Here is a 12,276-nt window from a genome sequence, read left to right on the forward strand (position 1 = left end):
CTGGAGTGTTGCATGCCGTTTCTTGAGCTGGAGTCGCACCGCCTGCATTACCGCATCGACGGGCCGGCCGACGCGCCGTGGTTGACGTTCTGCAACTCGCTGGGCACCGACCTGCACATGTGGGACCGGCAGGTCGACGCGCTGTCGGCGACGTTCCGCATCCTGCGCTACGACCGCCGTGGTCATGGCCAGTCCAGCGCGCCGCCGGGTGCGTACAGCGTCGCGGCGCTGGGCGAGGACGTGCTCGCGCTGTGGGACCACCTGGGCGTGGAGCGCAGCCATTTCTGCGGGCTCTCCATCGGCGGGCTGACCGGGCAGTGGCTGGGCGTCCACGCCGGAGCGCGCCTGCAGACCCTGACCGTGGCCGCCACGGCCGCCAAGATCGGCACGCTGGAAAGCTGGCAGGCGCGCATCGCCCAGGTGCAGCGCGACGGCCTGCTGCCGCTGCGCGAGGGGACGGCCGAGCGCTGGTTCACCCCGGCCTTCGCCCAGGCGCAGCCCGCCGTGGTGGAGGACATCCTGCAGCGTTTCGTCGCCACCCGCGTGACCGGTTACATCGGCTGCTGCCATGCCGTGGCCACGGCGGACTTCCGCGGCCTGTTGGGACGCATCACGGTGCCGACCCTGGCGATCGCCGGCGACGACGATCCGGTATGCCCTCCGGCGGATCTCGATGCGATCGCGCAGGGCGTGGCCGATGGCCACGCCATCGCGGTGCCTGGCCGCCACATCTGCAACATCGAATCCGCCGACGCGTTCACCGCAGCGCTCGCCGCCCACCTTCGCTGACCGGCCCGCGCGGGTCGGCACGCCTCTTCCTCAGAACGAGTACCCCACAATGGACGAACAGGAACGATACGAAGCCGGCCTCGCCGTACGCCGCGCCGTGCTCGGCGAAGCGCACGTGGAGCGCTCGCTGCAGGCACGCACCGATTTCACCGAGGAGTTCCAGGCCTTCATCACGCGCACCGCATGGGGCACGGTCTGGACCCGAGATGGCTTGCCGCGGCATACGCGCTCGCTGTTGACCATCGTGATGATGGTGGCGCTGGGCCACGACGAAGAGTTCAAGCTGCACATCCGCGCCGCCCGCAACAACGGCGTCACCCCGGAGGAGATCAAGGAAGCTCTGCTGCAGGCCGCGATCTACTGCGGCGTGCCCGCCGCCAACCACGCCTTCGCACTGGCCAAGCCGATCCTCGAAGAGCAGGCCGGCGAACAGGCCGGCTGACCGGCGTCAATGCAGCAGGTTGCCCAAGCGCTGTGCCGCTTCGCGCAGCCGCGGCAGCAGCTGCGACTGCATCACGCCCAGGCTGATCCGTCCGGCCTGGGTGCCGATATTGAGCGCTCCCACCACGGTGCCATTGCGCGCATGCACCGGCACCGCGATCGAGCGCAGCCCGATCTCCAGCTCCTGGTCCACCAGTGAGACGCCTTCGTGGCGCACGCGATCCAGCATGTCGAGGAAGTCCTCCATGCGGGTCACGGTACGCTCGGTACGCGGACGCAGCGGATTGCGTTCCAGGTAACTTTCCAGCGTGTCGCGCGGCAACGCTGCCAGCAGCACGCGGCCCATCGAGGTGCAGTACGCCGGCAGGCGGCTGCCGGCACGCAGGCCGATCGACATGATCCGCACGGTTTCGGCGCGGGCCACATACAGCACGTCGTCACCGTCGAGCACGCCCAGCGAGCAGGATTCATGCACATCGTCGCGCAGTGCATCCAGTACCGGCTGGGCGGCGGCGGTCATCGACGAAGAGGCAACGTAGGCGCCACCGATGCCAAGCACGCGCGGCAGCAGGACGAAGCCACGGCCCTGTTCGCCCACGTAGCCCAGCTTCTCCAGCGTGTACAGCACACGCCGTACGGCCGCGCGGGAGATGCCGGTCTCGGTGCTGATCTGGGACATCGTCACTTCGCGCGGGTGCTGTGAAAACACACTCAGCACGACCAGGCCACGGCCTAGGGACGTCATGAAATCCGGATCGCCCTGGTTGTCCTGGATCTGCTGCATCAGCTCGTGGCTGAGCCCGCGATCCTGCGGTGGGGCAGGGGCGCGCTTGGGACGACGGCTGGGAGGTGCGGCAGACATGGCGGTGGTTCGTGCTCGGTGATCGTGCATGGTAAGGGCTGCACGCGGCGAAGCGAAGTCGCCGCGCCACGGTCGGTGGACCGTGGCGCACGAGGTTCAGCGTGTCATCGGCAGCGCGTAGGCGATCACGTAGTCACCGCGATCCGGCGACTGGCGTGCACCGCCGGCCGAAATCACCACGTACTGGCGACCGGTTTTCGGCGACACATAGGTGATCGGCGTGCCCTGGCTGCCCACCGGCATGCGTGCTTTCCAGACTTCTTCGCCGGTGCGGCTGTCGAAGGCGCGCAGGTAGTAGTCCTGCGTACCGGCGAAGAACAGCAGGCCCGATTGCGTGGCCAGTGAGCCGCCCAGGGTCGGCATGCCGATCGGAATCGGCAGGCCCATCTTGATGCCCATCGGGCCGGTGTCTTTCACCGTACCGACCGGCACCTGCCACACCAGTTCGTGGGTGGCCAGGTTGATCGCCGACATCGTACCGAACGGCGGTTGCTGGCACGGGATGCCCAGCTTGGACAGGAAGCGATCACGCAGCGAGCCGTATGGCGTGCCGGTCTGCGAGGCCGCGCCCATTTCCACCCCGCCCGCGCCTTCGGTCATTTCCGCGCGCGGAATGAGCTTGGTCCACAGGCCCAGGCGCATGTCGTTGACGAACAGGTAGCCGGTGGTCGGATCCACCGAGGCGCTGCCCCAGTTCATGCCGCCCAGCGAACCGGGCCACTGCAGGGCGAGGTCTTCGCCCGGCGGCGTGAACATGCCCTCGTAACGGAAGCCCTTGAACTGGATGCGGCACAGCATCTGATCGATCGGCGTGGCGCCCCACATGTCCGATTCGGTCAGGGTCTGCGCACCGATCTGCGGCAGGCCGACCGACAGGCGCTGCGTCGGCGAATAACGCTCACCATCGGCCTTGCCCTGCGGCGCCTTGATGTCGCGCACCTCGGTGATCGGCTGGCCGGTGGCGCGGTTGAGCATGAACACCTGGCCGGCCTTGGTGACCTGCAGCAGGGCGGGCAGGGTGCTGCCCTTGCCATCGGGCACATCGGTCAGGGTCGGCTGTGCGGGCAGGTCGTAATCCCACAGATCGTGATGCACGGTCTGGTACACCCAGCGCTCTTTGCCGGTGGCCACATCCAGGGCCACCACCGCCGAGCTGTACTTGTCATCCTGCGGGGTGCGTTCGCCGGCCCACTGGTCCGGCGTGGTGTTGCCGGTCGGCAGATAGACCAGGCCCAGCTGCGGGTCATAGGCCATCGAGGTCCATACGTTCGGGGTGGCCCGGGTGTAATGGATCGAGGGATCCAGCGGCACGTCCGGGGTTTCCTTGGAAAGATCCCAGACCCATGCGAGTGCACCGGTGCGCACGTTGTAGGCGCGCACCACGCCGGAGGGCTCACCGACCTCGATGTTGTCGGCCACGCGGCCGCCGACGATCACCAGTTCACCGGCCACCAGCGGCGCAGCAGTGAGGGTGTAGAACCCGGGCTTGATCTCGCCCATGCCGCGCTTGAGGTCGACCACGCCGTTGTCGCCGAAGTCTGCGCACGGCGCGCCGGTCGCGGCATCGAGCGCGAACAGGCGGGCATCGATGGAGGTCATCAGGATGCGTTTTTCGCAGATCGCCGGCGCGGTGCCCGCCAAGGCGGCGGCCGGTGCTTCCGGTGCGGCAGGAGCCGATGATGCGGCAGGAGCCATCGCTGCGGCAGGCGCTACAGTGGGCACGCCGTTCAACGGCAGCCTGGCGTCGAAGTAACCCAGGCCCCGGCAGCGCTGCCAGTTCGGTGCGGTCGCCTTGGGATCGAAGGCCCAGCGCTGCTGGCCGCTGTCCACGTCCATCGCGATCACCCGGTTGTGGGGCGTGCACAGATACAGGGTCTGCCCGATCTGCAACGGCGTGAGCTGGTCTTCGGCACCGAAGCCATCACTCTGCGGCACATCGCCGGTGTGTGCGGTCCAGGCGACCTGCAGCTGCGCCACATTGGCCGGGGTGATCTGGTCCAGCGCGGCGAAGCGGGTGCCCGCAGTGGTATTGCCCCAATGCATCCAGTCGCGTTGTTCGCTCCCCTTGGCGACCGGTACCACGGCCGGTCGCGCGCCCTGCGCGGTGACGACCGGGCGCGGCTGGAAGGCGGAGACCGCCGTGCCGAGCAGGCCGACCAGCAGCAGTGCCGCGACGGCGTATGCGGAGCGCCCGGCGGGTTCGCCGCGGCTGCGCTTGAGCGTCGGCCAGGCCAGCGCCACCAGCATCGCCAGCACGGCAGGCATCACCAGTCGCGAGACCAGCGGCCAGAATGCCAGCCCGGCATCGGCCAGCGCCCACACCACCGTGCCGATGAACGCCACGCCGTACAGTCCCGCGCCAAGCGGTCGCTGCAGGACCAGCAGCAGGCCGGCCAGCAGCGATGCGCCGCCCATCAGCAGGAAATACCAGCTGCCACCGAGCTGCACCAGACGGATGCCGCCTACCAGCAGCGCCAGGCCGAACAGCATCACCACGATGCCAAGAAGGACCACCAGAGTGCGGCCGAAGGCCGACCGTTTCGTGTTCTCGTCCACGTCGCATGAACCTCTACAGGAAATCCGATGCCGGCCGGCACCGGTCAGGCCCGCGCGCGCCGTGCGTGGCGGGGACCGTTGGTCGTGTCATCCGGTGTCCCTGGCCATGGCCAGGCGCGCAGGACGCTTCGCTGCTTATCGCGGAAGCGGGGTGAACAACCAGTTAGGGCGATTATCGCACGAGTGTGCGAATTCGAGGTGAGCGGACGACGCCATCGCTGGAACGCAGCGGTGCCGTGATGCCGGGGCCCGGCAGCCCCCGGCCGAAGCGTTTACCCTATGCCACCCTGTTCGTTTCCAGACCCATGACCGAGTCTTCCGCCACGCCCGCCTGGGCCGGCCGCCTGCGCGACATCGCCGATTTCCCCAAGCCGGGCATCCTGTTCAAGGACATCATGCCGCTGCTCGCCGATGGTCCGGATTTCGCGGCGGCCATCGATGCGATGGTCGCGCCCTGGCGCGATGCCAACCTGCAGGCGGTGATGGGCATCGAATCGCGCGGCTTCATCCTGGGCGCGGCCATGGCGCGGGTGCTGGGCGTGGGCTTCGTGCCGGTACGCAAGCCGGGCAAGCTGCCGGGCAAGGTGCTGCGCCAGGACTACACCCTGGAATACCGCACGGACAGCATTGAAGTGCACGCCGATGCCCTGCCGGCCGGCGCGCGCGTGCTGGTGATCGATGACGTGCTGGCCACGGGCGGCACCCTGCTGGCCGCGTTGTCGCTGGCCCGTCAGCTGCAGGTCGAGGTGGTCGGTGCAGCGGTGCTGGTGGAACTGGCCGGCCTCGGCGGCCGCGAACGCTGGACGAGTGACGTCCCACTGCTGGCCAACCTGGTCTATTGATCGCGGAATCCGCGGCGACCCGGCCGCGTCCGGTTGTGCCGGCCGCTGGCCGGCAGCCCATGCATCATCTCGTAGTGCCGGCCGCTGGCTGGCACCTCAAACGCCCCGACGAAGGCGCAGCCGACCAGCGGTCGGCTCTACCACACGTTTAAGCGATCAGCCGACCCACGGTCGGCTCTACCGCTCAGACATCCATCTTCCGCACGCGGAACCGGCGGCCCTTGATCTTGCCGGCCTCCAGCTGGGCGATCGCCCGGCCGGCCTGCTCGCGTGCAATGGCGACGTACGAGCGCGTCGCGTAGATATCGATCTTGCCGATGTACTTGGCCGCCAGCCCGGCGTCGCCGGTCAGCGCACCGAGAATGTCGCCGGGGCGCAGCTTGTCGGTCTTGCCACCGTCGATGCGCAGCGTGGTCATGGCGGCCTGCGGCAGCACCGGCGGGCGGGCGGTCGCCAGCGGCGTCTTCTGCCAGTCCAGCGGCTTGCCCTGTGCCATTTCCAGCGCATCGGCACGGCTGCGCTCGCGATGGGTCACCAGGCTGATCGCCAGGCCCGTCGCACCGGCGCGGCCGGTACGGCCAACGCGATGCTCATAGGTCTCGATGTCGGTCGGCAGCTCGTAATTGATCACCGCGGCCAGGTCCTGCACATCCAGCCCGCGGGCGGCGACGTCGCTGGCGACCAGCACGTTGCAGCTGCGGTTGGCGAAACGCACCAGCACTTCGTCGCGGTCGCGCTGTTCCATTTCGCCGTGCAGCGGCAGCGCGGAGAACCCGAACTGCTGCAGCGAAATGGCGACATCGTCCACGTCGCGGCGGGTGTTGCAGAACACCACGGCCGATTCCGGCGTGTACTTGAGCAGCAGGCCGGCCAACGCCTTCTGCTTCAGCGCCAGCTCGGTCTCGCAGAACAGATGGCGGATCGCCGGCGCATGGTCGGCGCCTTCCACGGTGACTTCCACCGGGTCACGCAGCAGCACCCGGGCGATCTCGCGGATCTCATCCGGGAAGGTCGCCGAGAACAGCAGCGTCTGGCGGTCCTTGCTGGTGCGGCCGGCGATCTCGCGGATCGGCTCCTCGAAGCCCATGTCGAGCATGCGGTCGGCTTCATCCAGCACCAGGGTGGTCACGCCGCCCAGGTGCAGGACGCGCTTGCGGCCCAGTTCCTGGATGCGCCCGGGGGTGCCGACGACCACCTGCGGATCGTGCGCTTCCAGCGAGGCCAGCTGCGGGCCCAGCGGCATGCCGCCGGTCAGCACCAGCAGTTTCAGGTTCGGGATGCCGGTGGCCAGCTTGCGGATCTGCTTGCCGACCTGGTCGGCGAGCTCGCGGGTCGGGCACAGCACCAGCGCCTGCGCGCGGGTCACGGACGGATCCAGCGCCTGCAGCAGGCCCAGGCCGAAGGCCGCGGTCTTGCCGCTGCCGGTGGGGGCCTGTGCGATGACATCGCGGCGCTCGAGGATGGCCGGCAGGCTCTGGGCCTGCACGGGGGTGAGCGAGGTATAGCCCATGGCATCGATGCCGGGCAGCAGCGCTGGTTTCAGCGGCAGGGAGGAGAATTCAGACATGCGGTAGTGTCGCAGAAGTCCGCCCCGCGTGCCTCAGCCCAGCAGCGCGTGCACGCCGAGATTGATCCCCAGCCCGCCCGCCAGCAGCCAGCCGAACAGCAGCAGCGCGAGCAGCAGCGGCTTCATCCCGGCCCTGCGCAGTGCCGAGGCGTGCGTGGTCAGGCCGAGCGCGGCCATCGCCATCGCCAGCAGCACGGTGTCCAGATCGACTGCGGCGCCGACGACGGCCGCCGGCAGCAGCTGCAGCGAAGTGAGCCCGGCCACGGCCACGAAGCCGAACGCGAACCAGGGCACCACGATCTTCGCGCGCTGGCCGTCAGCGGCGCCCGTGCGGCCCCGTGCCAGCAGCATCGACAGCCCGATCAGGAACGGCGCCAGCATCATCACCCGCACCATCTTGGCGATCACCGCGGTGTCGGCCGCCGGCGCACTCACCGCGCGCCCGGCAGCGACCACCTGGGCCACCTCATGCACGGTCGAGCCGGTGAATACGCCGTACGCCTGCGCGCTCATCGGAATCCAGCCGTGCGCCAGGTTGAGCTGGTACAGCGCCGGATACAGGAACATCGCCAGCGTGCCGAACACCACCACCGTCGAGACGGCCACGGTCACCTGCTCGGCGCGCCCGCGCACCACCGGTTCGGCCGCCATCACCGCCGCCGCACCGCAGATCGCGCTGCCGGCGCCGATCAGCAGGGCGCTCTCCTTGTCGATGCCGAACCACCGCGTACCGGCCCACCAGGCCAGCGCGAAGGTGCTGGTCAGTATCAGCGCATCGATCAGCACGCCGCTGGCGCCGACCTGGCCGATGTCCTGGAAGGTCAGGCGCAGCCCGTACAGCACGATGCCCGCGCGCAGCAGCCAGTGCTTGGCGAATCCGACCCCGGCACCGGCCTGGGCGGCCAGGCGGGGGTAGAAGGTGTTGCCCACGGCGATGCCGAGCACGATGGCCAGGGTCAGGGCGCTGATCCCGTGCGCCTGCAGCCACGGCAACGTCGCCAGGCCCGTGGCGGCGGCAGCGACGGCCGCGGTCAGCAGCAGGCCGGGCAGACGGCCGCGCCAGCGCTGGGCGATGGTGGGTGAGGGCAGGGCGGCGGCAGCGGTGTTCACAGTGGTCTCCGGTGGGTTCACAGGCCCAGCCTGCGCGACACTGATCAACCTGTAAAACGCATTATTCGTGTTATTTCAACCCGCTTGATGCGTTAATAGGTCACATGCATCTCACCCTCCGCCAATGGCAGGTGTTCGTCTCCATCGCCGACGCCGGCACCACGGCTGCCGCCGGGGCGCAGCTGGCGTTGTCGCAGTCGGCCACCAGCGCCGCGCTCAATGAACTCGAGAACCAGCTGGCCAGCCCCTTGTTCGACCGGATCGGGCGTCGGCTGGTGTTGAACGCACAGGGGCGGGCGCTGCTCAATCCCGCCCGTGCGCTGTTGGTGGCCGCCACCGATCTGGAGCGGGTGGCGGGAGTGGGGCAGGCCAACGCCGGCCCGCTGCCCCTGCTGCTGCGGCTCGGGGCCAGCACCACGATCGGCAACTACCTGCTGCCGGCCCGCGTCTCGGCACTGATGAGCCACACCCCGCAGGCCCAGGTCGACCTGCGGATCGGCAACAGCGCCGACGTGGTCACCGCGGTACAGCGCCTGGAGGTGGATCTGGGCCTGATCGAAGGCCCCTGCCACGAAAGTGGCCTGCAGGTGCTGCCGTGGCAGCGCGACGACCTGGTCATCGTGGCCGCTGCGGGATCCGTGCCCGATCGCATGGACCTCGCTGCGCTGGCGCAGGCGCGCTGGTTGCTGCGCGAGCCGGGTTCGGGCACCCGCGAGGCGGTCGAACAGGCCCTGCTGCCGCACCTGCACCACTTCGCCCGTTCGATGCAGCTGGGCAGCACCGAGGCGATCAAGCAGGCCGCCGCGGCTGGCCTCGGGCTGGCCTGCCTGTCGCGACATGCCGTGGCCGATCTGATCGCGCTGGGCAGCCTGACGATCGTCGAGACGCAGGTGCCGCCGATGTCGCGCCAGCTCTGGGTGGTGCGGCATCCGGGCAAACGGGTGCCCCCGCCGCTGCGGGCACTGTTGGGGCTGCCTGCGGACGCGTTCGGTCGGGAGTAAGCGACGCGGTTGCCGCCAGACCGTACAATGGTCGGATGCCTCTGATTACTCTGCAAAACGTCGACTTCAGCGTCGGCGGCCCCCTGTTGCTGGAAAAAGCCGAACTGTCGATCGAGCCGGGCGAGCGTATCGCCCTGATCGGGCGCAATGGCGCCGGCAAATCGACCCTGCTCAAACTGCTGTCCGGCGATCACAAGCCCGATGATGGCGAAGTCCGCGTGCAGCAGGGGGTGCGCATCACCCGCCTGGAACAGGAGGTGCCGCACGGTGCCGCCGGCAGCGTCTTCGACGTGGTCGCCGACGGCCTGGGCGAACTGGGCCAGTGGCTGGCCGAATTCCATCACCTGAGCATGGCCGACGATTTCGACGGCGATGCGCTGTCGGCCGTGCAGGCCAAGATCGACGCCGCCAACGGCTGGGGCCTGGACCAGCGCGTCAGCGAAACCCTGACCAAGCTCGACCTGGATGGCGAGGCCGAATTCGCGCGCCTGTCCGGCGGCATGAAGCGCCGCGTGCTGCTCGGCCGCGCGCTGGTGTCCTCGCCGGATCTGCTGCTGCTCGACGAACCGACCAACCACCTGGACATCGAAGCCATCGACTGGCTCGAAATGTTCCTCAAGAACTGGAACGGCAGCGTGGTGTTCGTCACCCATGACCGTCGCTTCCTGCGTGCACTGGCCACCCGCATCGTCGAGATCGACCGCGGCCAGGTCACCAGCTGGCCGGGCGACTGGGCCAACTACGAGCGTCGCCGCGAAGAGCGCATGAACGCGCAGGCGCAGGAAAACGCGCGCTTCGACAAACTGCTCGCGCAGGAAGAAATCTGGATCCGCCAGGGCATCAAGGCCCGCCGCACCCGCGACGAAGGCCGTGTGCGCCGCCTCAAGGCGATGCGCAACGATCGCTCGCAGCGCCGCGAACTCGGTGGCAACGTGCGCATGGAAGCCGCACAGGCGGAGAACTCCGGCAAGAAGGTCATCGACGTCAAGGACATCTCGTTCGCCTTCGGCGAGCGCGTGATGGTCAAGGATTTCAGTACCGTGATCCTGCGCGGCGACCGCATCGGCCTGATCGGGCCGAACGGCAGCGGCAAGACCACGCTGCTCAAGCTGCTGCTGGGCGACCTGCAGCCGCAGAGCGGTGAGGTGCGTGCCGGTACCAACCTGCAGATCGCGTACTTCGATCAGTACCGTGCGGTGCTGCGCGAAGACTGGACCGCGATCGAGAACGTGGCCGAGGGCCGCGATTTCATCGAGTTCAATGGCAAGCGCAAGCACGTGCATGCCTACCTGCAGGACTTCCTGTTCTCGCCCGAGCGCGCCCGCGCGCCGATCACCCGTTTGTCCGGTGGTGAGCGCAACCGCCTGCTGCTGGCCAAGCTGTTCGCGCAGCCGTCCAACCTGCTGGTGATGGATGAACCGACCAACGATCTGGACGTGGAAACCCTCGAGCTGCTCGAAGAGCTGCTGAGCGATTACACCGGCACGTTGCTGCTGGTCAGCCATGACCGTGACTTCCTGGACAACGTGGTGACGTCCACGATGGTGATGGAAGGCGACGGCGTGGTCGGCGAATACGTCGGCGGCTATACCGACTGGCAGCGCCATGCCGCACGCGTGGCCGCCGCGGCGGCGTCCGCACCGGTAGTGGCGGCCAAGCCCGTTGCCGCGACCGCTGCCGCGGCGGCACCGGCCGAGCCGAAGCGCAAGCTCAGCTACAAGGACGCGCGTGAGCTGGAGCAGCTGCCGCTGAAGATCGAAACGCTGGAGAAGGACGTCGAAGGCCTCACCGCCGCGATGAACGACCCCGCGTTCTATCAGCGCAGCGCGCCCGACATGGCCGCGCACAATGCGAAGCTGGCCAAGGTGCAGGCCGAGTTGGATGCCGCATACGCGCGCTGGGAAGAGCTGGACGCCTGATCCGGCAACCGGGCAGGGCAGCCACGCATGGCGTGGCTCTACCCCCGGAGACCGCGGCAACCGGTAGAGCCACGCCATGCGTGGCTGAAAAACCGTCACCCGCCGGTAGAGCCACGCCATGCGTGGCTGATGACAGCCGACCAACGGTCGGCTCTACACGTGACGGCTCGCGCCGTCACTTCAACCCGTGCAGATCCCGAAGCTGGGTCGGCCGTGATCCGAAATACGCGGCCAGATCGGCGATGTCCTGATCGCTCAGGTCGGTCGCCTGCGGGGTCATCAGCGCGTGCTGGCGATCCCCCGCGCGGTAGGCCTGCAGGCTGTGCGCCAGGTAATCCCCGTACTGCCCACCCAGTTTCGGGTAGGTCGGGTCGATCGGCTTGTTGCCGTCCGCCCCGTGGCAGTCGATGCAGCTCTGGCCGGTGGCTTTGCCCTTGACCTGGGCACGCGCCTCACCGGCTGCGATGCGGCCGGCCGGCAGGCCGGCGGAGGAGCCGGACCCGTGTTCACCACTGGCGTGGCCCGGATCGGCGGCGGAATCTGCGCTGTTCTCCACCTGTGACTGCGAACACGCAGTCATCAGCAGGGCAACGGACAGGGCGATGGCGTAACGCTGGAGTGGCGTGGCTTTCGACATGAGCGCGCTTATTTGACGGTGGACAGGTAAACAGCGAGATCGGCGATCTCCTGTTCGCTGAAACTCATCGACTGCGCCTGCATCGTTGGATGCTTGCGCTTGCCGTGGCGGTACTCGGTCAGCGCCTGGCTGAGGTACTCACGGGTCTGCCCGCCGATCTTGGGCACTTTGTAGCTGGGGTAGGCGTTCTTGTACCCGGTGATGCCGTGGCACCCCTGGCACGTGTAGGCCAGCACCCGGCCATTGTCGAACCGGCCGGTGACGGCGGCAGGCGCCGGCGCGGTGGCGGCCGGAGCAGGTGTGGCGGGTACGGCAGGAGCGGGTGTTGCGGCCTGTGCGGCGGCCCCGAGGGGCAGGAGGACGGCCAGAACGAGACAAGCGGCGAGCGGCTGCGGGCGCATGATGTCCTTTTCCGATAAACGGGTCTGGTCGTTCCGGCGTGGGGTACGGAACTGGGCCGAGTATAGCCTGCGATTTCATCTAGCTGAAACCGGGGCCGGGAAGCCATCGCCGCAGGTCACCATGACCTTTGGGATATGGTGTGGTCGTGAC

General features: G+C 68.5%; 11 protein-coding genes. 5 read left to right on the top strand and 6 right to left on the bottom strand.

The features are described from left to right. The first annotated feature begins 12 nt into the window (after positions 1-12). Entirely contained in the window at positions 13-789 is a 777-nt protein-coding gene (gene pcaD, locus ABE434_RS04535; protein ID WP_346477980.1) for a 3-oxoadipate enol-lactonase, read from the top strand. Between the two features lie 49 nt (positions 790-838). Then, complete coding sequence (pcaC, locus tag ABE434_RS04540; protein ID WP_346477981.1) at positions 839-1,231, top strand: 4-carboxymuconolactone decarboxylase; 393 nt, start codon at positions 839-841, stop codon at positions 1,229-1,231. 6 nt (positions 1,232-1,237) lie between these two features. Here the strand turns inward: pcaC and ABE434_RS04545 are convergent, their stop codons facing one another. Both ABE434_RS04545 and ABE434_RS04550 read right to left on the bottom strand, forming a co-directional pair. Beyond that, entirely contained in the window at positions 1,238-2,092 is an 855-nt protein-coding gene (locus tag ABE434_RS04545) for an IclR family transcriptional regulator C-terminal domain-containing protein (protein WP_346477982.1), read from the bottom strand. 96 nt (positions 2,093-2,188) lie between these two features. Then, positions 2,189-4,648, bottom strand: coding sequence for a membrane-bound PQQ-dependent dehydrogenase, glucose/quinate/shikimate family (locus ABE434_RS04550; RefSeq protein ID WP_346477983.1), 2,460 nt, complete (start codon positions 4,646-4,648; stop codon positions 2,189-2,191). Between the two features lie 305 nt (positions 4,649-4,953). On the opposite strand from ABE434_RS04550, the gene ABE434_RS04555 reads away from it, so the two are divergent. Next, positions 4,954-5,490: an adenine phosphoribosyltransferase gene (locus ABE434_RS04555; protein ID WP_176989778.1), complete on the top strand. Its 537-nt coding sequence runs from the start codon at positions 4,954-4,956 to the stop codon at positions 5,488-5,490. 184 nt (positions 5,491-5,674) lie between these two features. Here ABE434_RS04555 and dbpA read toward each other — a convergent pair whose 3' ends face one another. Both dbpA and ABE434_RS04565 read right to left on the bottom strand, forming a co-directional pair. Beyond that, positions 5,675-7,057, bottom strand: coding sequence for an ATP-dependent RNA helicase DbpA (gene dbpA / locus ABE434_RS04560; RefSeq protein ID WP_346477984.1), 1,383 nt, complete (start codon positions 7,055-7,057; stop codon positions 5,675-5,677). A gap of 33 nt (positions 7,058-7,090) precedes the next feature. Next, complete coding sequence (locus ABE434_RS04565; RefSeq protein ID WP_346477985.1) at positions 7,091-8,167, bottom strand: YeiH family protein; 1,077 nt, start codon at positions 8,165-8,167, stop codon at positions 7,091-7,093. A 104-nt stretch (positions 8,168-8,271) separates the two neighbouring features. On the opposite strand from ABE434_RS04565, the gene ABE434_RS04570 reads away from it, so the two are divergent. Beyond that, complete coding sequence (locus tag ABE434_RS04570; protein ID WP_346477986.1) at positions 8,272-9,168, top strand: LysR family transcriptional regulator; 897 nt, start codon at positions 8,272-8,274, stop codon at positions 9,166-9,168. 35 nt (positions 9,169-9,203) lie between these two features. Then, the gene (locus ABE434_RS04575) at positions 9,204-11,087 is read left to right on the top strand and encodes an ATP-binding cassette domain-containing protein (protein WP_346477987.1); all 1,884 of its coding nucleotides are present in this window, start codon (positions 9,204-9,206) and stop codon (positions 11,085-11,087) included. 175 nt (positions 11,088-11,262) lie between these two features. Here ABE434_RS04575 and ABE434_RS04580 read toward each other — a convergent pair whose 3' ends face one another. Both ABE434_RS04580 and ABE434_RS04585 read right to left on the bottom strand, forming a co-directional pair. Further along, complete coding sequence (locus ABE434_RS04580) at positions 11,263-11,724, bottom strand: cytochrome c (protein WP_019183110.1); 462 nt, start codon at positions 11,722-11,724, stop codon at positions 11,263-11,265. Between the two features lie 8 nt (positions 11,725-11,732). Continuing rightward, complete coding sequence (locus tag ABE434_RS04585) at positions 11,733-12,125, bottom strand: c-type cytochrome (protein WP_019183109.1); 393 nt, start codon at positions 12,123-12,125, stop codon at positions 11,733-11,735. Between the last annotated feature and the right edge of the window lie 151 nt (positions 12,126-12,276).

It is taken from the genome of Stenotrophomonas sp. TWI1183, assembly GCF_039673115.1.
GTDB lineage: Bacteria > Pseudomonadota > Gammaproteobacteria > Xanthomonadales > Xanthomonadaceae > Stenotrophomonas > Stenotrophomonas maltophilia_AA.

Coding starts and splice junctions, on each gene's coding strand:
- pcaD (WP_346477980.1), top strand. CDS start 13: ATGCCGTTTCTTGAGCTGGAGTCGCACCGCCTGCATTACCGCATCGAC.
- pcaC (WP_346477981.1), top strand. CDS start 839: ATGGACGAACAGGAACGATACGAAGCCGGCCTCGCCGTACGCCGCGCC.
- ABE434_RS04545 (WP_346477982.1), bottom strand. CDS start 2,092: ATGTCTGCCGCACCTCCCAGCCGTCGTCCCAAGCGCGCCCCTGCCCCA.
- ABE434_RS04555 (WP_176989778.1), top strand. CDS start 4,954: ATGACCGAGTCTTCCGCCACGCCCGCCTGGGCCGGCCGCCTGCGCGAC.
- dbpA (WP_346477984.1), bottom strand. CDS start 7,057: ATGTCTGAATTCTCCTCCCTGCCGCTGAAACCAGCGCTGCTGCCCGGC.
- ABE434_RS04570 (WP_346477986.1), top strand. CDS start 8,272: ATGCATCTCACCCTCCGCCAATGGCAGGTGTTCGTCTCCATCGCCGAC.
- ABE434_RS04575 (WP_346477987.1), top strand. CDS start 9,204: ATGCCTCTGATTACTCTGCAAAACGTCGACTTCAGCGTCGGCGGCCCC.
- ABE434_RS04580 (WP_019183110.1), bottom strand. CDS start 11,724: ATGTCGAAAGCCACGCCACTCCAGCGTTACGCCATCGCCCTGTCCGTT.
- ABE434_RS04585 (WP_019183109.1), bottom strand. CDS start 12,125: ATGCGCCCGCAGCCGCTCGCCGCTTGTCTCGTTCTGGCCGTCCTCCTG.